We start from the raw sequence: 21958 nt of genomic DNA on the forward strand, positions 1-21958 counted from the left end.
ATGAAAATTCGTAAGCTAAAAAAAATAAAAGTTACAAGTCCGTGTTGGTGGTGTGGTTGGTTATAATTTTGTAATAAGGTGGGATGCTTGCGTTAATTCATGCATCTCCTTTTTTTATTTATAATACTAATCAAAGGATGTAATTATGAGCCTTAGTCTAAATTCCAGTATAGTATTAGTTCCAATTGAGGTCCGAAAAGACAAAAAACATTATATAGTTGAGGATAATCTCTCTGGAGATTTTTATGAAATGCCAGAAATTTGTATAATTGCAATCAATTTAATTAATCAGGGGAATCGGTTGGAACAAATTGAAAAGATTCTTAAGCAAAAATATCCTAATGAAGAAGTAGATATCCTTGATTTTGCTAATCAGCTTCATGAATTAAACCTTATAGATAAAATTGATGATGTTAAGGTAAATAATAATCAAATAAAGATAGAGAAACTTGGTTTTACTTGGATTTCTCCAAAAGTTGGACAGTTTTTCTTTAATAAGCTATCTTATTTCGTTTATTCTACTTTGTTTATAATAAATATTGGTCTAATTTCTAAACACCCTTCCTTATTTCCTCGATATGAGGATATATTTGTTTTCAATTCCATGTCCCTTAATATTTTATTGTGGATGGTTGTTACATTTATACTTGTGCTTGTTCACGAAATGGGTCATGTTTTAGCAATGAGAGCATACAATCTTCCAACCAAACTGAATATTGGACACCGCTTTTTCCTTGTTGTCCTCGAGACAGATATGTCTTCGGCATGGAAATTATCTGCTAATCGTCGAAATGTTTTTTATTTAGCAGGTATTATATTTGATACAATTCTCATGTCTATATCCTTAGTAAGTCAGCTTTTTTTACCAAATAGTTTTGGGATTTTATCTGGTATCATGAGCCTTGCTGTTTTGGATTTATTGATGAAGATGATATATCAATTATGTGTATATATGAAAACTGATTTGTATTATGTTTATGAAAATATTACTGGGTGCTACAATCTAATGGAAAATGCTCAGGAAACAATAAAAAAATGGTTACCATTTAAACATGCAGCACACAAGAATGAGGTGATATTTGCCGATGAAGAAAGAACTGTTTTCTTCTACTCCATCTTTTATTTTGTTGGCGTATTATTGACCTTATCTTTGTTTGTATTCTTTTATATCCCTCAATTATGGTTCGCAGTTAATAAGTCTATCCCGGGTTTGCTAAAAGGGCCGACCTCTATTTCTTTTTGGGATGCAGTCGTATTTATCTTGCAATTACTTATTGGTTTGTATTTACTGCTTTATTCTTGGCGAAAAAAATACCTCCAAAATTAGTGTCTAGCTCCAGCGCATAGGGGCTCGATGGTCTACAGCCAATCCGTCGAGAAGGTTAAAAAACAATCTTCCCGCCGGCTCGTCTTATGCTTGTCGCCCCTAGGAAAAAATGAACTACTTTTTTCCCTGAACAAGGAGCTTCCGCTTTTCTAATATGTGACGAAACTTTGTCAAAATAGAAAATTCTAAGGGTTTTTTCCCCCGATGATGGGGGAGTTCCCCTATATAGATAACACTGCCGTTTTTCTTACAATTAACTTAAGAAAACGGAAGTGTTATTTTTTTTAGGGAGGATCAGAAAATGCAGTCAACTATTTCAAATGCAACAACTAAAAAACCTGCACGCAGTGTAAATGACGCGTTCGCATCACATTTCGCCAAATCAATGTTTTTAACTGTCGCAGGAATTGCCATTTTAGTGTTTATTGGAACAAGAATGTTTACACATATCGATTTAAACCTTTACGGATACATGGTCGGAACATTAGTATTCATCGGTGGTTTTTTCTACCGCTTTATCGCTTGGGGTGAAAGACCACCTACCAAAATTATTATCAAAAAAGGCTTAAAGCTTTTATTTAGAAAAAGTACCCCAAAAACAGCTGTTAACCATCTAGCGATTTACGATTTCATTCGCAACCGTGGACTTTACCGTTGGGTTCAGCATATTTTAATCGGCTGGGGCTGTGTGCTTGCTTGTTTAGTCACATTCCCACTGGTGTTTAGCTGGATGTATTTTACGATGGAAGAAAACGGCTACTACACAATTGTCCTGTTTGGAATGAATGTCATGAACGTGCCTGCAGAAGGAATAATCGCCTTTTTCTCCTATAATGCTTTGAATATTGCCGCAATCATGGTTACAACAGGTGTTGCTATGGCACTAAACCGCCGCTTAAAAAATATGCAGGCAAGAGCGGAACAAAAATTCATGTATGACTTTTTACCACTTTATCTATTGTTATTTATTTCAGTTACTGGCCTTTTATTAACTGTTCAAAACGTATTTCTACATGGCTGGATGCAGCCGCAAATGTCGTTGATCCACCAATTTTCCGTGATAGTAACCTTAATCTATCTGCCATTCGGAAAACTTGCCCATATTCCTTTCCGTCCAATGAGTGTTTTGGCTAGAAACTATCGTGAACATTACGCTGAACAAGAAATGAAAAAATGTAAAGTGTGCGGCGATCATTTTGTTTCTGTTGAACAATCAAACGACGTGATTCAAGTATTGGGAGTCAATGAGATGGAGTTTAATATGAAGGACGGCTTTAATCTTGCTGAATTATGCCTGCCATGCCGCAGAAAATACCGCATCGCAAGATTCTCAGGTTTTGCTACGCATCAAGTTAAGGTCAAGGAGGCAAATCAGAATGCAAGAGGTTAATGTTAATCATAGAGATAAGTTTTTTAAAGAGATTGAAAATGTACGCCATCCTAATGAAACGTTAATCAAAACACATTGCAGCTATTGCGGCATGCAGTGTGGGATGAATTTACGTGTGAATACAAAAACAAACAAAATTATTGGGGTTGAACCCCGTTATGACTGGCCGGTAACAGTCGGAAAAATGTGTCCGAAAGGGGTTACCGCATACCAACAAACGAATCACCCTGATCGTATCCTAAAACCATTAATTCGTGACGATGCATCTCTAAAGGGAACACAGAAAGGCTTCCGTGAAGCAACATGGGAAGAAGCATATGATCTAATTGCAAAAAAGTTTTCTGAATTACAAGTGAAATACGGTAAAGATACATTATCAGTTTTCAGTGGTGTATCGATGACAAATGAAAAATGTTATTTAACAGGGAAGTTTGCACGGGTAGCTATGCAAACACGCTACATCGATTATAATGGTCGATTCTGTATGTCGAGTGCAGCCGGCGGATTCCTTCGCTCTTTCGGTGTTGACCGTGGATCAACATTACCTTGGACTGATATCCATGAAACAGATTGTTTATTCATCGCAGGAAGCAACACGGCTGAATGTCATCCAACATCCATGTTCCGTGTATGGCATGTCCAAGAAAGAGGAGGCTATTTAATCGTTGCCGACCCGCGTGAAACTCCAATTGCCAGAAGAGCAGACGTTCACTTGGATTTAAGACCAGGAACTGACTTGGCACTTGCAAACGGAATTCTTAATCTTCTTATTCAAAACGGCTATGCTGATGAAGAATTTATTAATAATCATACTAATGGATTTGAAGAAACAAAAGAACTAGTTAAAGAATTTACACCGGAATATACAAGCGAAATTACTGGCGTTTCACCAGAAAAAATTATCCGTGCCGCAGAAATTTATGGTAAGGCACCAAATGCAGTTGTCATGTTCGCTCGTGGTATTGAACAGCAGCATAAAGGGGTCGACAACGTTTCAGGTTACACCAACATGGCGCTTGTAACAGGGAAAATCGGTCGTCCTAAAGCAGGTGTAGCAACCTTCACTGGTCAAGGAAATGGTCAAGGTGGCCGTGAACATGGCCAGAAATCTGATTTATTACCAGGCTACCGTAAACTTACCAATCCAAAACACGTTGAAGAGGTCTGTCAGGTTTGGGGAATTACTCCTGAGGAAATGCCGCTTCCCGGTGTTTCCGCCTATGAAATGTTTGAATTGATGGAAGAAAAAACAATTCGCGGATTATACTTGCTTTGCTCAAACCCAGCGGTATCTGCGCCAAATCAAAACTTTGTCCGCAAAGCCTTAAAAGGATTAGATTTCATGGTTTGCTCCGATTTCTATCTTTCAGAATCAGCTGAGTTTGCAGATGTGATTCTTCCTTCTGTAACATGGTCCGAAGATGAAGGTACTGTTACAAATATTGAAGGTCGTATTATTAAAATCAATAAAGCACAAGAGCCACTTGGCGAGTCAAAACCTGACTGGCAAATTCAAGTAGAACTAGCTGAAAAAATGGGAAGAGGAAAGTATTTCACTCATTTAAAAACAGCAAGAGACGTTGCAGATGAATTCCGACTAGCATCGAAAGGCGGATATGCCGATTATTACGGAGCAACTTGGGATAAAATCGATAAGCAAGACGGTGTATTTTGGCCATGTAAAGATGAAAACGATCCAGGAACACCGCATATGTTCTTAGATAAGAAATTCTATCACCCAGATGGAAAGGCGAAAATTTGTGCACTACCTTACCGTCCGCCAGCAGAAGAGCCGGATGCTGAATATCCACTACGCTTAACTACTGGCCGCGTGGTTTTCCACTATCTTTCTGGAAACCAAACAAGACGGATCCAATTTTTACGGGATATGTGCCCTGAGCCATATGTAGAAGTTCATCCAGAAACAGCAGCAAAATACAACATTGAACATGAAGAATATGTACGCCTTTTTACTCGTAGAGGCGAAGCAGAATATAAAGTGAAAATCACGGAAGCTATTCGTAAAGATACAGTCTTTGTTCCTTACCATTTTGGTCATGAAAAATCTATTAATCTCTTAACAATTGCCGCACTTGATCCAATGTCAAGGATGCCAGAGTTCAAGGCTTGTGCTGCGCAGATTGAAAAACTAGAAATGAAGAAGGTGCAGTAAATGAAGAAGAGGCTTTATTTAGAACTGGAAAACTGTATAGGCTGCCGCTCTTGCTTAGCGGCCTGCACACAGTGCGGAGGACATGAGGAACGTAATCGTAACTATGTTTACGATGTTAATCCGCTTGTTAACCGTCAAACGATGCCTCTAATGTGCCTGCACTGTGTGAATCCAGCATGTGCGAGAAGCTGTCCGGCACAGGCAATTCAAATTCACGAATCAGGAGCCGTGCTTTCGGCTCTTGTGGAAAAGTGTATCGGTTGTCAAAACTGTACCATTGCCTGCCCATATGGTATACCGAAGTTTGATACAGAGCAAAATTTAATGTATAAGTGTGACCTATGTATCGACCGTTCCAAGGACGGCATACCGCCAATGTGTGCGAGTGTATGTCCATCTAATACGTTACAATGGTTAACGGATGAAGAGATTGAAGCGAAACAAAAGCAATTTAACCTTGATAATGGTAAATGGGTAACAAGCATGCCTTACTTAGAAGGCGAAACTAATGTAAAAGTGAATCTCCCTGGTATCCTTCAGGGCGTCACGAAATTGTTTTAGGAGGGATTAGACATGACAGATAAAAATAATAAAATCCCGTTCAATGAAGATAATTACACGCATAATATAAACCGCAATAACGAAAGAAAACTCGACAGACGTGGATTTATGAAGACCCTTGTCGGGGCTGCTGGGGTATTCGCCGTTTCTTCTCTTCCTTGGGGAGCATTGGCGGCGAAGGAACTTACTGGGCTGGGTGATAAAAAATATCCAAAACAGAAGATTACAGATGTAAAATCGATTGAGATTGGAGATGCTGTTGACTTTGCCTTTCCAGGTGAACATGATAGCGCGATCTTAATAAGACTTTCAGAAAAGAAATATGTCGCTTATCAAAATGCTTGTACCCACCTAAGATGTCCGGTATTTTGGAAAAAAGATGAGGGAGAAATGCTCTGCCCTTGCCACCATGGAAAATTCGACGTCGAAACAGGTGCACCGATTGCTGGACCGCCAAGACGTCCCCTTCCTGAAATCTATGTTAAAGTTGAGAACGGCGCTGTGTATGCCGTGGGGGTGAAGCGTTATGAAGCGTAGTTATCTACCAGTTATCCTCCTTCTAGCAGTCCTAATGTTAAACATAATTTTTACTCAATATATGGTACACCAATATTTTTATGAAAATTACATCAATACAATTATCGCTGCAGTTATCAATGTTATTTTATTCCCAGTAGCCTTTCTCATCTATAAAAAAGGTGTGAATGTTAATGACTAGTGAAACGTATATCGATTTTTGTTTTATGAGAGCGAGATCTGGCAGATTTGCCTCCGAAATTGATGGAATATTAAAAGAGACATTTGCTAGAAAACGCCTAAATTGGTTCCTTGAAGAAAAAACAATCGACGAGGCTGAGATGGTGGTCGCGGAAATAAAAGGGATGAGTGATTGGGGTTCAGAAGAAGAGACCATTCAGTTCCTTGAAGAACATGCAGGAGAGAAATTTTGGGAGTATCTGCAGGGTTATAAAATGTTTATTTATCCTGTTAAGAAAGGATGTAATAGCTGTGGAACTCATTAATGATTTGCAGCGGTTTGCCGGATCATCCGTGGAAATTTCTATTAAGGACGAACAAGGTGGAGACCAGGCAGCTATTGTAAAAAAAACTCTAAAAAAAGTCCAGCTTTGTCCGGATCAAACCCATGTCCGTTTTTATTTTGATGATTTTTATTTTCTCGCTGTTCCGCTCGGAAGCGACGTAGTGGAAACAGAAACCACTTGGTCAGCCTTTGAAAAAACCAGCGGCTTAACCTATAACATAAAAAAGGTTCAGGTCTTGTAAAAGATCCTGTCTTTTTTTATAAACAAGGCTGTGTTTAAGGTAAATGTTGATTATTTAACCCTGTTGATTGGAGCGGAAGGCACGAAGACTCCTGCGGGAGTACGGTGCAGGGGAGACCCCGCAGGAGCGAAGCGACGAGGAGGCTCCCCGGACCGCCCGCGAACCGCTCGTGCCTGGAGCGGAAATCAACAGCAAAGTTTAACACAGCCATAAACAAAAGGGAAAAGGAGGGTGACGAATGGATTTAATGAATTCTAAACAGCATATTAGCTCCTACATTATTGATTCACAAGAAGAAGAAATTAAACGAATTGCTTTAGAGCTACACGAAGGGGTCGGTCAAAACTTGTATAGTATTTTAACAGGCATCCAGTTTGTCGAATCATCAGCAAGTGAGCCCCAAATGAAAAATCATTTGCGTGAAATGTCACAACTAATCGAAAAGACAATCCAAGAAATCAGGCTGCTTTCTGTGGAATTGCATCCGCCTACCCTGACTACCCTTGGTTTACTACCGGCCATGAAAAGCTATATTAAATTATATACTTCTACATTTGGGATTCTCGTTGATATAGAATCATTTGGCGAAGAAAAGGCTATTCCGGAAAGAAACAGTGTTGCTGTATTCCGGGTTTGCCAGGAAGCACTTGCGAATATCGCGAAGTATGCTGATACCTCTGAGGTAAAAATGAATTTTTATTGGAATGAGGATGAATTGAAAATTACGATTCATGATTTTGGCAAAGGTTTTCAACCAGTAGACACAACTGATCCTCTTCCTTCATCAGGTCTTGCGGCCATGAGGGAAAGAATGCATCTTACTGGCGGAGAGTGTAAGATATCCTCTAAAATAGGGGTAGGAACATCGATAGAAATTTCTCTTCCATTATAAACAGTGTCTAAAGGAGAGTTTATTTTGATAAAAATCCTGTTGGTTGATGATCATGCTGTTGTCAGAAGCGGTTTAAAAATGCTGCTAAATACCAATCCCGAGATAGAAGTAGTCGGGGAAGCTTCTGAGGGAAATGAAGGTATTAAAAAAGCATTAAAGCTAAAACCCAATGTGGTTGTGATGGATTTAAGCATGCCGCATGGGAAAGACGGGCTGTCAGCCACGACTGAATTAAAAAAACTCATGCCAGAGGTTAATATTTTAATTTTAACGATGCATGATGATGAAGAATACCTGTTTCGTGCCATTCAAGGCGGAGCTTCCGGTTGTATTTTAAAAAGCGCCCCACATGATGAGTTAATGTCTGCGATTGTATCAGTTGCAAACGGGGATGCCTACCTTCATCCATCGGCACAAAAGCGATTAATGGAAGTATATATAGCGGGCATGAAACAGGACGGCAACGATACGTACAATCTCTTATCAGATCGCGAGAAAGAAGTATTAACTCTAATCGCTAAAGGGTATTCGAATAAAGAAATTGCCGAGCAACTTGTTATCAGTGTGAAAACAGTTGAAACCCATAAAGGGAACTTGATGGAAAAATTGCAAATGAAAACCCGGCCTGAACTCGTGGAATACGCCGTTAAAAAGGGGTTATTAGGATATGGCATTTAAGGAGAAGTCCAAGGGATGACAGAATTAAGGGAACTGAAAGCGGTGATGGAGGTTTGCGACCAGCTAATAACAGCAGTTGGCTGCGATTTTGTTGGGCTGGCCCTCCAAAATGAATCTGGTCCTGATGTCAGATGGCATTATGCAGCTGGCAATTTAAATGACAAATATCAACGAATAACGGTTCGTTTTGGGAAAGGGATTGCTGGAAAGATTATTTCAAGTGGTAGTGCTATGATGTTAACAAATTTTCCAAACGAAATCATTGGTAAGGTAACTGATTATCCGATTATGCTCGCTGAAAAGCTCGTTTCCACCTATGCCGTTCCTTTATTTTTTAATGCTATTCCCAAAGGGGTATTGCTCGTTGGGAAAAGAGAAGCCTACACATTTACCGAAACCGAGCAGGAGGTTGTGAATGATTCCGCTCTCTCCTTGGAACAAATTTTAATCGAGCATCTCAGGTCAATGGTGCAGGGGGTTGGAAATGGAAAGGGAATTTCAACGGACGAAAAATGAACTAATAGACTATAAATTTGCCTTGGATGCATCCTCGATTGTTGCGATAACTGATTCACGGGGCATTATTACATATGTGAACGATCAATTTTGTAAAATCTCAAAATACGCTAGGGAAGAACTGCTTGAGCAAGATCATCGGATTATTAATTCAGGCTATCATTCCAAAGAATTTTTTAAAGAAATGTGGAGTACGATTGGTTCTGGTAAGGTATGGAAAGGCGAAATTCGTAATAAGGCGAAGGATGGGACCATCTATTGGATGGATACCACCATTGTTCCGTTTTTAAATGAAAAAAACAAGCCTTATCAATATTTATCGATTCGCTATGAAATTACCGGGAGAAAGCTTGTTGAACAAGAATTACAAAAAATGATGACCACGATTATAGAGGTGCAAGAAGAGGAACGAAAGCGATTATCACGAAATTTACATGATGGAATTGGTCAAAATCTTTATAGTCATTTAATCACGATTAATCGTCTCCATTCTGAAATGGAACATCCGTTGCTAGAACAAATGCAAAATGAAGCCACACAATTAATTGAAGAAATTCGTGAAATATCATGGGAACTGCGCCCTTCTGTGTTAGACGACTTGGGTTTAGTACCGGCAATCCGCTCTTTTTTATCCCGATATTCAGAGCATTACAATATAGATGTATTTTTTGAATGCGTTCTTAATCGCCGTCTTCCTATTAGCATTGAATTGACTATTTACCGAATTATTCAGGAAGCGTTAACAAATATCCGAAAATACGCCGAAGTAGCAGAAGCAGGAGTAACTGTAAGAGAAATGGATGATGCAGTAAGAGTAATGGTCGAGGATCAAGGAAAGGGCTTTGATCAGAGTAAGCATACCTCGGGTGTCGGGCTATTTAGTATGGATGAACGTGCCCGTGCTGTCAACGGCCAACTTTCAATCTCATCTTCACCCGGGAAAGGGACAAAAATAATCTTAGAGGTCCCCCTCTCATTAACTGAAAACGAAGACAAGGCATGAAAATCATGTCTTGTTTTTTTGTTTTTTAAACATAATAAAATAGATAAATTTCTGCAAACTAACAAATAATAGGGAAACTTTCTTAGTTGCCATGCTGGAAACTCCTTTTTTTGTTCCACTATTTTGTATAGGGATCATTTGTATTATTGCTGTCCATTCTGGAATTGAAGTAATCGGAAGAATTAGTGTATTCGCCTTCCCAGTCCTATTATTTGCCATTATACTAGTACAGCTTCTCGGTATATTTGCTTGGAACAGCCTTTGCAGGATTGATATTGGTTATCGTCAAGATTAGAAACATCCTAATGCTAGGGGATCTTTCATCGAAACTTTATTTTCCTGCCCATGTTGCAGTAAGCAGAATCAGTGTAGGGGATTTCTTGCAAAGAATTGAATTATCGGTGGCGGTTGTCTTTGTCACCGGAGCATTTATTAAAAGTAGTATTTGTTTATTTGTGTCCTGCCAAGGCGTGGCTAAGTTGTTTAAATTAAATGAGTATCGTTCGATTGTCATCCAAATGGGGCTGTTAATGATTTATTTATCTTACGCTCTTTACGATAGCATAATTGAAATGAGAACCTGGGCAATGCAAATATACCCTTATTATGCAATCCCCTTTCAGGTGATATTACCATTGATTATCTTACTAATAGCTGAAATCAAAATTAGAATGAAGATGAAAGGGAATGCTAAATCAATGTAAAAGAACCAGGCGTGCTTTGCTTACGCCTGGTTCTTTTACATTAAATTTTAAATGAACTTTTTAGAGAAACAATTCGATTAAACACAAGTTTATCTACCGTTGTGACTTTTGGGTCGACGTTAAAGTAGCCGTGTCTAAAGAATTGGTATTTATCGTGCGGCCTGCTTTCCTTCATGTTTGGTTCAACAAAACCTTGTAATACTTCAAGTGAATTTGGATTGACATAATCAAGGAAGGTTTTACCTTCTTCGATTGCTTCGACTGTATCATCCAAAATCAGCTGTTCATAAAGACGGAATTCAGCTGGTACGGCGTGAGCGGCTTCTACCCAGTGAATGGTTCCCTTTACTTTCCTTCCTGTAAATCCTGTGCCGCTTTTTGTTTCAGGGTCATAAGTACAGCGAAGCTCCACAACCTTCCCGCTTGCATCTTTAACAACTTCTTCACATTTTATGAAATACGCATTCTTGAGGCGAACTTCATTTCCTGGGAACAGACGGAAATATTTCTTTGGAGGATCCTCCATAAAATCATCCTGCTCAATATAAATTTCACGTGAGAAAGGAATTTTTCTCATCCCCATTTCTGGAACTTCCGGATTGATTTCCGCATCAAGCAGTTCAATTTGTCCTTCTGGATAATTAGTTATTACCACTTTTAAAGGATTAATAATTCCCATCGTCCGCGGTGCTTTTAACTTTAAGTCTTCTCGAACAAAGTGCTCGAGCATTTGCGAATCTACCGCACCAAAGCTCTTAGAAATACCGGTTTCACGTACAAAGCTACGGATAGACTCAGGCGTAAAACCCTTTCTTCTCATCCCTGAAATGGTCGGCATTCGCGGGTCATCCCAGCCATCGACAAACCCTTCATCCACCAATTGCTTCAGTTTGCGTTTACTCATAACCATACCAGTGACGTTTAAGCGGCCAAATTCAATTTGCTGTGGAGTGCTGTCCATCTCGCATTGTTCTACCACCCAATTGTAAAGTGGACGTTGATCTTCGAATTCAACAGTACAAATGGAATGGGTTACCCCTTCAATGGCATCCTCAAGCGGATGGGCAAAGGCATACATTGGATAGATGCACCATTTATCGCCTGTGTTATGGTGGGTTGCATGAGCGATCCGGTAAATGACAGGGTCACGTAAATTAATATTTGGAGAAGACATATCAATTTTGGCCCGAAGGACTTTTTGACCATTGTCGAATTCACCATTGCGCATCCGCTCAAATAAATCAAGGTTCTCTTCAATTGAACGTTCCCGATAAGGACTGTTCTTCCCTGGCGCCGTCAGTGTCCCGCGATACTCACGAATTTCGTCAGCAGAAAGGTCATCCACATAAGCAAGCCCTTTATTGATAAGAAGAACCGCCCGCTTGTACATTTCTTCGAAATAATCAGAAGCAAAGAATAAGTCATCCCAGTCAAAACCAAGCCATTTGACATCCTCTTTAATGGAGTTAACGAATTCAATATCTTCCTTTAATGGATTCGTATCATCAAAGCGTAAATTGGTTTTTCCGTTAAAGTCATCCGCCAAGCCAAAGTTGATAATAATCGACTTTGCATGCCCGATATGTAGGTATCCGTTTGGCTCAGGGGGAAAACGAGTCACGATTTTATCATGCTTGCCTGATTCTAAATCTTTTATCATAATATCTTTTATAAAATTAGAGTTGTTATTGTCCACCCATTTCAACCTCTTTCATCTTATCTATTAATTATAAATACCATAAATATTGATATTTTTCCATTGTTCCCATCTATTCATGAACAAAACAGAAGGATAAGGAATAATTTTTATTTCAAAATGGAAAGTGGAGGAAAAAAAGGCTAAAATGGTATCTTAAGCAATCAAAAGAAAGAGGTTATTCGATGATTAAGTTTGGAACAGTCGGAACTGGTTGGATTACGGAATCCTTTATTCAGGCAGCAAAGCTTAGCGCGCAATTACAGTTGGTTGGAGTATACTCACGAACAGAGGATAAAGCGAAACAACTTGCCAATACATATCAAGCACCCCAATATTTTACCGATTTATCAGAAATGGCAAAATGCCCGGAGATTGAGGCAGTTTATATTGCTTCACCAAATTCTGTTCATTTCGAACAAACACTTGTTTTTTTGAAAAATAAAAAGCATGTCATCTGTGAAAAGCCGATTTTTTCAAATTTGGCAGAATTAGAAGAAGCATACCGAGTGGCTGAGGAGAATGGCGTATATTTATTTGAGGCAATCCGTAATGTGCATACGCCAAATTTTCAAATCTTAAAGGAAAGGCTTCATATTGCCGGGCCGCTTAGAAGCGCGGTGCTGCCGTACATTCAATACTCTTCCCGCTATGATTTGTTTTTGCAAGGGGAGGAACCTAATATTTTTTCGGCAAAATATTCTGGCGGTGCCCTCGTGGATTTAGGAGTCTATCCGCTTTATTTGGCAGTCGGACTGTTTGGTGAGCCAAATACTGTCTTCTATCATCCGGTTATTTTACGGAGCGGAGTTGATGGGAGCGGCACACTTGTGTTGAAATATGACCACTTTGTGTGTACAATTCTATGTTCGAAAACCTCGCATTCAGAGCTCCCTTGTGAAATACACGGGGAAAAGGGTACATTTATTCTTGAGGATGCAGCACCTATTTCTGAAATTAAATTGGTTGATAGCCATTCTAAGGAAACCCAAATCCTAAGCGTGGAACAGGAAGAACAAAATATGGTCTATGAATGCAGGAATATCGCTAAGATAATTGAAACCGGAAACGTCCCCGAATATGAGAAATATAAAAAATGGAGTATAATCGTTCTTCGGATTACGGAAGAGGCGCGAAAACAAAATAATATTATTTTTGAAACTGAAAAATAAAAAAGGGCCAGAGGATATAGATTCCTCTGGCCACTATTTTTATCGAAATATTTATGACAAATTTAAGATGGCAATGTGACATCTTTATGAAATGAATGGAATTAATGATATAAATCACACACCTTGTTTTCCCCCTTTCTTATAGTAAAAGTATTAAGAATGGAGGAATTGTGATGAAGTCTAAAGCGTGGTATAGAAAACAGCTGAAGCGAAAACCTGTTCAAATAACAAGATATGTTGTTCAGGCAATGTTTCTTTTGTTTTTATTATATGTTGGATTGCAGTTCTATCAATTTTATATGCATTTTGAGACGCTTGGAAAAACGCCTTTCGTAGAACGACCATCTGCGGTGGAAGGGTTCCTTCCGATTAGTGCCTTGGTTGCTTTAAAGGTTTGGCTGACGAGCGGGGAGTTTGATGTCATTCATCCAGCGGGACTCGTATTATTTGCTTTTTTTGTTGGAGCAGGAATCATATTCCGCAAATCATTTTGCAGCTGGATTTGCCCAGTTGGAACGGTCAGTGAATGGACGGCCTGGCTTGGTAAAAAGATTTTCAAACGAAATTTTGAAATGCCAACCTGGCTGGCATGGCTGTTAACACCATTAAAGTATTTATTGCTATTATTCTTTATAAATATGATCATTTCGATGCCAACCTACAGTGCCAAAGCTTTCCTAGAGGATCCATATAATAAAATTTCTGATGTAAAAATGCTGTTGTTTTTCTTGAATATCGGTGGTTTCGCAATAAAGTTTATTATTGTCATCTTCCTATTATCCTTGTTCTTCAAAAACTTCTGGTGCCGATTCCTTTGCCCATATGGTGCGATGATTGGACTTGGCAGCATCTTTAGAATTACAAAAATCCGTAGAAATGAAGATACCTGTACAAACTGCGAAATGTGTACGAAGGTTTGTCCACAGCGATTAAAGGTTCATAAGGTTGAGACCGTAAATTCTCTTAACTGCACAGCCTGCATGTCTTGTGTGGAAGCCTGCCCGATCAAAGATACATTGAATATGACGGTTGTGAACAAAAAAGTAAACAAATGGTTTGTGCCAGTTGGTTTCCTTGTCCTATTTATTTTGGTTGTTGGAATCGCTAAAGTCACAGGCCACTGGGATACGATTATTACTTATAAAGAATGGCAACAACTAATTCCTGATGCCAATTATGTAGGCCATTAGGAACCATTTAAATGCAGCACCCTGTAATCTGGCTGCTTTTTTTAAAAAGAATCTTGTTAAACGAATTACTATCTTTTAATATTTAAATTAATAGGTTTTCGTACGAATGAGATTGGACTGATGAATATGCTATTTTTAGAGGAAATGCCAAAAGAGGCGAAAGATAAAATCCTTTTTGCCGGACTTTCATTGTTTACAACAGCCGGTTTTAAAAATACTTCTGTTCTTGATATTGTTGAAATGGCGAGGGTGTCAAAAACCACCTTTTATCAGCACTTTGTTAGTAAAGAAGATTTGATGGCTACCCTTTTTGATGTGTTATCCGCGGAAATTCTGGGCGAGGTAAAGCAAGCGATAGAACTAGAAAAACGTAATGCCTATAAAGCCTATTTCGGAATTCATCGCTATATCGAAATATGCTTTACCGATGTGAAAGTCGCAGGTTTGATGTTAGTAGAATCCGTCGGAGTTTCTCAAGAAGTTGAAAAAGTAAGAAATGGGGCGCATCGTCGATTTGCGCAGCTAATTTTCAAAACGGTTCAAGGGTTGCTGCCTGATACTGTGTCCGAAGCAGAGATGCATGTGGTTTCACAAGCAATGGTAGGAGCCATCAATGAAGTGGTTGTTCAACATTATAATATTGAGGGGGGCACACATAGTAACTATGATGAGCTTGCCCGTATCCTAAATCGGATTGTAATCGGTGCATTTGTTAATCTAGCCAATTAACAAGTGCATTTTTTTAAAAGTTCAAAAAGTTTTCACTGTAAAATACTTGTACGTATTAGTATTATGGGAATATATGAACCATTTTCAGGGGGGTTACCAGATGGCAAAAGCAATTCAAGAGTATTCATTACCTGAGTTAATGACAAGAATTGAAGAAATATTTAATGCAAATCCTGACCCAATAAAAGGCTTTGAAGCGATTGTTCAATATGATATTCATGGTGAAGCGGAAGGTACGTATCAGCATTATTTTCATGATGGAGCTCTAACCATAAAAGAAGGTGTAGATGCTACACCTAATGTTTCAATGGCCTTGACTTATGACAACTTTAAAAAATTCCTGCTAGGAAAACAAAGTGGTACGATGGCTTTATTAACCGGTAAGGTAAAAGCAAAAGGAGATATCAGCACGGGAATGAAAATTGAGAGCATTCTCCGTAAATACAAGATTAAAGAACCTTTATAATGCATTAAAAGAGACAAAACGAGTAATTATTCTCGGTTTGTCTCTTTTATTATTATTAACAATCTATGCGTGTTGAAAATAGTCGAAAAATATGGGTTGTTTGATACTGATACGTATTGGTATCATAAAATATAATAATATACTGAATAAACTAAAAATTAAGAAAGTAAAAGGAGGAGCACCGAATGGCGAAAAAAATTGAAGAGTATACTTTGCAAGGTCTAATGAAAAAAATTGAAGAGATTTTAAATCTGAATCCTGCAGCGATACAGGGCTTCAATGCCAGCTATCAATTTGAAATAGATGGGGAGGAGCAAGGGACCTACCAGCTTCTTTTCCAGAATGGAAAGGCAGAAGTAAAGGAGAGTTCCGAAACTGATGTTGATTGTAGGTTGATCATGTCACTAGCAAACTTCCATTTATTTTTATTAGGAAAACTAAACGGCACAATGGCATTTATGACAGGGAAACTAAAAATTAAAGGTGATATCGGTAAGGCAATAAAAATTGAAAACGTCCTAAAGCAATATAGTGTAAAGGATCAACTTTAAGAGGGTGCCCAATGAAAGCAAATAATCTGGTAGAAATGGTTGCTAATACAGCCAATCGTCTGTCTGATAAACATGCCTTTTTGTGGAAACGAAATGGCCCCTACCAAGGGGTAAGCTACCATTCCTTTTGGGAAAAAGTAAAACACCTAGCAGCAGGACTTGTCCATCTAGGAATAAAGCGGAACGACAAAGTTGCGATCCTATCAGAAAACAATCCGTATTGGCCGGTTGCCGATGTGGCCATCATGAGTCTTGGGGCAATAACCGTGCCTATTCACACTCCATTGCCACATGATCAGATTGATTACATTTTACAACATGCCGATTGTAAATTTATTTTTGTTCAAAATGAAAAGTATTTAAATAAAATACTACGAAATGGCAGTGTGCCAATTCCAACGGCCATCATTTTCCCTTACGAGAATTTTAAAGAAACCGATATTCTTTTATCCTTACAGCAGCTTGCCCAAATTGGGTCAAACCATTCTTTCGATAGGTGGGAAAATGTATGGGGGGATATAACAAGAGAGGATCTTGCTACTATCATCTATACTTCCGGAACAACCGGTAAACCGAAGGGAGCCATGCTGACACATGGAAATATCCTTTCCAATGTGGAAGGGATTCAATTCTGGGTTCTAGAAGCTAGGTCAGAAGATATTTTACTTTCGCATTTGCCCCTCTCACATGTATTTGAGCGGATGGCCGGCCAATTTATGCCTTTATCAGTTGGGGCAACAATTGCCTATGCAGAAAGCATTGAAAAGGTCCAGGAAAATCTTTTAGAGGTCCGGCCTACTGTTCTGGTCAGCGTACCGCTTCTTTTTGAACGAGTCTATTCCCAGGCACAAAAGTTGGTGGAAACAGGGACACCATTAAGAAAGAAAATATTTAAATGGGCCATCGACGTAGGCTTGAAAAAGTATGACCATTATTTGAAGCTGACTTACGATGATGCCATGAAAAATGGATTTTTGCCCAAAGAGATTAAGAGAAGCTGGAAATTGGCGAATGCTTTAGTTTATAGCAAGGTTAAAAAGAAATTGGGTGGAAGAGTCCGGGCGTTGATTTCCGGAGGCGGTGCACTAAATCCAGAAATAGGCAAGTTCTTTTGGGCAGTCGATATCCCGGTGCTCGAAGGTTACGGTCTAACGGAAACCTCACCTGTAGTTTGCACCAATCCGATCATCCGCTCAAAAGCAGGAACGGTGGGAAAGCCTCTTCCCAACCTTGAAATTCAAATAGCGCCAGATGGTGAAGTGTTAGTAAAAGGTCCAAGCGTGATGAAGGGGTATTACAAAGATGAAAAGGCAACAGCTGATGCTTTTCAAGATGGCTGGTTTTTAACAGGTGATATCGGAAAGCTTGATGAGGAAGGCTTTTTAAAGATTATCGACCGAAAAAAAAGATTGATTGTCCTGACAACGGGCAAAAATATCGCTCCTCAACCGGTGGAAAATGCGATTACACAAAGTATTTATATTGAGAATTCTGTTTTGATAGGTCAGGATAAAAAGTACGTAATTGCCTTAATTACACCAAGCTTAGAAAATTTATTGCCATGGGCAGAAAAGAAAGGGCTTACAGGAAGTATTCAACAACTTCTAAAGGAAGAGGAGGTAAAACTACTGCTGACAAAAGAAGTAGCGAGATTCACCCAACAATTTGCACGGTATGAACAGCCGAAAAAAGTAGTTGTTATCGGTAAAGAATGGACTGTGGAAGACGGGGAACTAACCCCTTCCTTAAAGGTTCGCATCCCGGAAATTCAAAAAAAATACAAAGAAGTGATCCATCATGCTTATTCTGAGGAGATGTTTACCGATCAGCAAGTAGCAGCAAACGAAGTGGCAGTTGGATTATCGTTTGATATTCGGAGAGGGAAAGAACATTAAGTCATGCACAAATAATATATTTTATGATAAACCGCTATTGGATAAATAGCAGTTTTTTTTTGTTGTTTTTTGCAGGGAACTAAACCAACAGCCCACATTTTTCATATACATATAAAAAACTACACTGGGTGAGGTATGATGTTTCAAAATGAACGAACGGTTTATCTTTTTCCTGCAGCCATAAAAGAAATAGGAGGGGATAAGTGGGGATATATCAATGCGAAGGGAAAGCTTATTCTTCCGCCCATTTACGAAAATGCTGGAGATTTTCAGGATAATGGATTGGCGATTGTACGGGTAATGGACCATGCGGGAGTTATTAATTCATCAGGATATTTTATTGTGAAACCAAAATACGATACCATCAACCCATTTTCAGAGGGGCGGGCCACCGTCATTGACCATCAGGGGTTTAAAGTAATTGATGAGAGCGGAAAAGAAATTACATCTAAGGCATATTCCTATATAGGGGACTATAAGGAAAGTCGAGCATTAATCGCTGATAATACTGAAGATGGTCGTTATTTGTATGGATATTTAAATAAACGAGGAAAAGAAGTTATCTCCCTAACCTATGAATATGCCAGTGATTTTAAAGATGGTAAAGCTGTTGTAAAAACAAGCGCTGGCAGCTACGAACTTATTGATAAAACTGGCAAGGTATTAAAACGGTATCCCTATATTTTTGTTGGTAATTATGGACAGGGGAGACTTGCTTTTCAAAAAGAACAGAACGGAAAATTTGGTTACATTGACGAACAGGGAACGATTGTGATTGAGCCTAAGTTTTCAGGAGCACAGCCTTTTATTCAGAATCGAGCGGTCGTCAATGTTTTAGAGGATTTTAAAGATCATTATGGATTAATTAATCTAAATGGCCTTTTTACCATTAAACCGAACTATAATCGATTAGATTATCTGGAAGAAGACCGATATGCAATTGGTAAAGCCATTAATCCGGCAAAGCCCTATGCAGGTTCGAAGTATGCTGTTGCTGATGCAGATGGCCGAATCCTTACAGGTTTTATTTATAATGAAGTGACAACATATAACGATGGAGTGGCTTCCGCCTCTAATGACCAAAACACCTTTTTTATTGATAAAAGCGGCCAGCGGGTGAAGCAACTTCCTATTGTTAGCGGAAGTGGAAGATTACATTTTGAGAAAACGATAATTAAAGGCGAAATTGACTTTCGGCTTATTTATTTAAGTAAAAATGGTGACATAGTCTGGAAGCAAAATACTGTGATCCCGCTAAATAATCAATATGCTGTTTTGGAGCGGAAATACAAGCCAAATAAAGACTATTTGGTCTATTTTCCTCAGTTAGAGGGAACAGGGAACGATGAAAGGGTCAATGCGACATTAAAGGAGATCTCCGGGGTAAAAGCAGTGCCCTCCCATACTCAATTAGAATCAAACTATATGGGGGATTTTGATGTAACTTTTTTTAAGAAAAATTTACTGGTTATCGAAATACATGGCTACGATTATCCTTTTGGTGCTTCACATGGAATGCCTGTAAAAAGATTTGCCCATATCAATCTGAAAACAGGTTCCTTGTTTGACCTTCAAGATTTATTTAAGCCAGGAAGTCCATATGTAAAAAAAATTAGTGAGATTATTGGGAATCAAATAAAAAGCAATCCCGATTATTCCTACGTTTTCCCAAATAGCTATAAAGGAATTCAAGCTAAGCAACCATTTTTTATTAGTGATAAGGGTTTAAATATCTACTTTTCGCCGTATGAAATTGCCCCATTTGCAGCAGGATTTCCAACCTTTACGATTCCGTTCGAGAAGTTAATGAATATCATCAACCAGTCAGGTGAATTTTGGGACTCGTTTCATACTTGAGCAAAAAAAGAAGCGTGAATCCGACATGAGATTCACGCTTTTTATCATTAAACACTCATCATAAGTGCGATATACCCGGTAACAATAAATAATAAACTCATCACGAGTGACAACACTTTTGGTGCTTTTTTAATAAAGGTTAAAAGTAAAAGGGCTAAGAAAAACAAAGCCAATAATAATAAGACGATCGAAACAATTCCAGGTGAGAAATGTAAAGGGTAAATAGTGTCACTCTGATGAAAAAGGTTGAAGCTCTTTGAAACACCTTCGACCTTGACTGTTTTTTCAATATCGTGGGGTGGTGACTCCTGTCCTAGTGCCCCGGTTATCGCAAAGATGATTAAAACAACAATGCTTTCAAGCTTCGTCCAAGGAATGGGATTATAGGGAACACCTATCGTGAGCTTTTTCCGTATTAGGACACTATTAATAAACGCAAATGCCAGCAAAGGCACTATGGCTAAGTGCTTTACCAACAGCGCTTGTCCATAGGATAACGGCCATGTATCGGCATAGTCGCTTAAATCCATCACAAAGCTCATGAGGCAAATTCCAGTAACAATAATCATTAACAAACAGGTCAGCGCTAGCGGTGAAAACCATTTTAAAAATCTAAGCCAATTTTCGTGATTTGTTGAAAACCAGCTTACAACGACAAGGATGCCAATCCATATACTGACAGCTAAAAAATGAGCTGTATGTGTAAAGAATCCAGGCCATCTTGATAATGAACTTGCATGGCTGGACCATCCAAGCGCAGCAATTAAAGCAATTGTAAAAACTAACCCTGTTATTGAAAAAATCTTCCTTCGCTCAAGTTTTATTGGAAGCAAAAAAATAAATAATATGAATGAAATGACTCCAGTTCTTATCCATGACTTTCCAATTTCAAAATTGGTCAATACAGATTGTATGGTCAAGCCTATACCAAGATCTTTGTACAAATAAAGGATAATTTTTAAAACGGGAACGAAAGAAAGGAGAGCTACTCCAATAGCTGCTGTTAATAAGATGCCTTTTGGAACCTTAATTTCCGGTCGAAATGCTATGGGAACGAGATGTAAAATAAAAGTTCCAAGCAGCACCGAGAAGCATAAATAGAGTAACGCCTCGCTTAATACATTAATTATAAACATTTAAACATGCTTCCTTCGATAAATCAGCCAGTAGCTTCCGAACCCATAAATGATTAAAAGCCCAACAGAACCTGGAACAACATAGTCTTTAAAGGTAGGTTCAACAGTGTTCGCTTTTGTTGAAATTAATGCATCTTTCTCAGTGTTCTTGGTAACTACCGCTTCCGTTGCTTTATTTTTATCATCTGTTTTCACTACATCTGCTGTCTTTTCATTTTCTGTTGTTGCTTGTTTAGCTGCAGTAGTTTGGCTTTCCGGTAATTGAACTGAAAATGCAATATCTCCTTCAAGTGGATGACCGTCTGTCCCAATAATTTTCCAATGAATTTTATATCCCCCGTTAGGTAATTCATTGTCCATTGTTCCAGTTAGCTTATTTCCTTCAATAGTTATTTTCGAAATAGGTATAACCTTGCCGTTCGTATCTTCCAAAGCAAATGTACTTGTTTTCTCTAAATTTGTTTCATAGGAAAGATTAATATCCTTTAATGGTTGAGTTAGTATCTCACCATTTTTAGGGGTAGAGGATTCTAAATGTGAATGTGCAAAAACATTAGTTCCTAATAGAAAAAACAACATTGATGCAATAAGGGAGATTTTCTTAAACATCATTTTCAACTCCGTTATATTGTTATTTTGCTTGTTGTCATTCTATCATCAAATCAATTTGGTTATATCAATTTGGCGTCAATGTTCACAAAGCTTTCATAAATGATTATTGTAGATTTTTTTGAAAAA

The 21958-nt window shown here is 38.6% G+C and carries 23 protein-coding genes; 20 read left to right on the forward strand and 3 right to left on the reverse strand.

The window, feature by feature from the left end; genetic code table 11:
• The first annotated feature begins 301 nt into the window (after positions 1-301).
• The 13 genes from ABES02_RS12735 to ABES02_RS12795 all read left to right on the forward strand — a co-directional run bounded on the left by ABES02_RS12735 (position 302) and on the right by ABES02_RS12795 (position 10528).
• The gene (locus ABES02_RS12735) at positions 302-1327 is read left to right on the forward strand and encodes a hypothetical protein (RefSeq protein ID WP_430135105.1); all 1026 of its coding nucleotides are present in this window, start codon (positions 302-304) and stop codon (positions 1325-1327) included.
• 301 nt (positions 1328-1628) lie between these two features.
• Entirely contained in the window at positions 1629-2717 is a 1089-nt protein-coding gene (locus ABES02_RS12740; RefSeq protein WP_430135108.1) for a hypothetical protein, read from the forward strand.
• Entirely contained in the window at positions 2704-4890 is a 2187-nt protein-coding gene (locus ABES02_RS12745) for a molybdopterin oxidoreductase family protein (protein WP_430135110.1), read from the forward strand. Before ABES02_RS12740 ends, ABES02_RS12745 begins: the two co-directional genes overlap by 14 nt.
• Entirely contained in the window at positions 4891-5451 is a 561-nt protein-coding gene (locus ABES02_RS12750) for a 4Fe-4S dicluster domain-containing protein (RefSeq protein WP_335505610.1), read from the forward strand.
• A 12-nt stretch (positions 5452-5463) separates the two neighbouring features.
• Positions 5464-5988 (forward strand): Rieske 2Fe-2S domain-containing protein, encoded by a 525-nt coding sequence (locus tag ABES02_RS12755; RefSeq protein ID WP_430135113.1) that lies wholly within the window; start codon positions 5464-5466, stop codon positions 5986-5988.
• The gene (locus tag ABES02_RS12760) at positions 5978-6169 is read left to right on the forward strand and encodes a hypothetical protein (RefSeq protein WP_430135116.1); all 192 of its coding nucleotides are present in this window, start codon (positions 5978-5980) and stop codon (positions 6167-6169) included. The genes ABES02_RS12755 and ABES02_RS12760 overlap by 11 nt, the downstream gene beginning before the upstream one ends.
• The gene (locus ABES02_RS12765; protein ID WP_430135119.1) at positions 6162-6473 is read left to right on the forward strand and encodes a hypothetical protein; all 312 of its coding nucleotides are present in this window, start codon (positions 6162-6164) and stop codon (positions 6471-6473) included. Before ABES02_RS12760 ends, ABES02_RS12765 begins: the two co-directional genes overlap by 8 nt.
• Positions 6460-6735 carry a hypothetical protein gene (locus tag ABES02_RS12770; protein ID WP_430135122.1) on the forward strand — a complete coding sequence of 92 codons (276 nt, stop codon included), beginning with the start codon at positions 6460-6462 and terminating at the stop codon, positions 6733-6735. The genes ABES02_RS12765 and ABES02_RS12770 overlap by 14 nt, the downstream gene beginning before the upstream one ends.
• 238 nt (positions 6736-6973) lie before the next feature.
• Positions 6974-7627: a sensor histidine kinase gene (locus ABES02_RS12775; RefSeq protein ID WP_430135125.1), complete on the forward strand. Its 654-nt coding sequence runs from the start codon at positions 6974-6976 to the stop codon at positions 7625-7627.
• Between the two features lie 24 nt (positions 7628-7651).
• The gene (locus ABES02_RS12780; protein ID WP_430135127.1) at positions 7652-8305 is read left to right on the forward strand and encodes a response regulator; all 654 of its coding nucleotides are present in this window, start codon (positions 7652-7654) and stop codon (positions 8303-8305) included.
• 15 nt (positions 8306-8320) lie between these two features.
• Positions 8321-8821, forward strand: coding sequence for a GAF domain-containing protein (locus tag ABES02_RS12785; protein ID WP_430135130.1), 501 nt, complete (start codon positions 8321-8323; stop codon positions 8819-8821).
• Complete coding sequence (locus ABES02_RS12790; protein ID WP_430135133.1) at positions 8790-9824, forward strand: ATP-binding protein; 1035 nt, start codon at positions 8790-8792, stop codon at positions 9822-9824. Before ABES02_RS12785 ends, ABES02_RS12790 begins: the two co-directional genes overlap by 32 nt.
• A gap of 245 nt (positions 9825-10069) precedes the next feature.
• The gene (locus ABES02_RS12795; RefSeq protein WP_430135136.1) at positions 10070-10528 is read left to right on the forward strand and encodes a GerAB/ArcD/ProY family transporter; all 459 of its coding nucleotides are present in this window, start codon (positions 10070-10072) and stop codon (positions 10526-10528) included.
• A gap of 40 nt (positions 10529-10568) precedes the next feature.
• Here ABES02_RS12795 and ABES02_RS12800 read toward each other — a convergent pair whose 3' ends face one another.
• Positions 10569-12224: a glutamine--tRNA ligase/YqeY domain fusion protein gene (locus tag ABES02_RS12800; protein WP_430135138.1), complete on the reverse strand. Its 1656-nt coding sequence runs from the start codon at positions 12222-12224 to the stop codon at positions 10569-10571.
• Positions 12225-12409: 185 nt separating this feature from the next.
• Here ABES02_RS12800 and ABES02_RS12805 point away from each other — a divergent pair, with 185 nt between their 5' ends.
• From ABES02_RS12805 to ABES02_RS12835, 7 genes are all read left to right on the forward strand, one after another.
• Positions 12410-13396: a Gfo/Idh/MocA family protein gene (locus ABES02_RS12805; RefSeq protein WP_430135141.1), complete on the forward strand. Its 987-nt coding sequence runs from the start codon at positions 12410-12412 to the stop codon at positions 13394-13396.
• Between the two features lie 173 nt (positions 13397-13569).
• On the forward strand, positions 13570-14586 hold the full coding sequence (locus ABES02_RS12810) for a 4Fe-4S binding protein (RefSeq protein ID WP_430135144.1): 1017 nt from the start codon (positions 13570-13572) through the stop codon (positions 14584-14586).
• Positions 14587-14706: 120 nt separating this feature from the next.
• Complete coding sequence (locus ABES02_RS12815) at positions 14707-15315, forward strand: TetR/AcrR family transcriptional regulator (protein WP_430135147.1); 609 nt, start codon at positions 14707-14709, stop codon at positions 15313-15315.
• A gap of 100 nt (positions 15316-15415) precedes the next feature.
• A complete protein-coding gene (locus ABES02_RS12820; protein WP_430135149.1) occupies positions 15416-15781 on the forward strand; it encodes an SCP2 sterol-binding domain-containing protein in 366 nt (121 codons plus the stop codon).
• Positions 15782-15966: 185 nt separating this feature from the next.
• Positions 15967-16332 (forward strand): SCP2 sterol-binding domain-containing protein, encoded by a 366-nt coding sequence (locus ABES02_RS12825; protein WP_430135152.1) that lies wholly within the window; start codon positions 15967-15969, stop codon positions 16330-16332.
• A gap of 11 nt (positions 16333-16343) precedes the next feature.
• The gene (locus ABES02_RS12830) at positions 16344-18227 is read left to right on the forward strand and encodes an AMP-dependent synthetase/ligase (RefSeq protein WP_430135155.1); all 1884 of its coding nucleotides are present in this window, start codon (positions 16344-16346) and stop codon (positions 18225-18227) included.
• 138 nt (positions 18228-18365) lie between these two features.
• Entirely contained in the window at positions 18366-20084 is a 1719-nt protein-coding gene (locus ABES02_RS12835; protein WP_430135157.1) for a WG repeat-containing protein, read from the forward strand.
• A 47-nt stretch (positions 20085-20131) separates the two neighbouring features.
• Here the strand turns inward: ABES02_RS12835 and ABES02_RS12840 are convergent, their stop codons facing one another.
• Together ABES02_RS12840 and ABES02_RS12845 are read right to left on the reverse strand one after the other, a co-directional pair.
• Positions 20132-21220: a copper resistance D family protein gene (locus tag ABES02_RS12840; RefSeq protein ID WP_430135160.1), complete on the reverse strand. Its 1089-nt coding sequence runs from the start codon at positions 21218-21220 to the stop codon at positions 20132-20134.
• Positions 21221-21829 carry a copper resistance CopC family protein gene (locus tag ABES02_RS12845; RefSeq protein WP_430135162.1) on the reverse strand — a complete coding sequence of 203 codons (609 nt, stop codon included), beginning with the start codon at positions 21827-21829 and terminating at the stop codon, positions 21221-21223.
• Positions 21830-21958 lie beyond the last annotated feature (129 nt).

It is taken from the genome of Neobacillus pocheonensis, from assembly GCF_050477905.1.
Classification (GTDB): Bacteria; Bacillota; Bacilli; order Bacillales; family Cytobacillaceae; genus Neobacillus; species Neobacillus pocheonensis_A.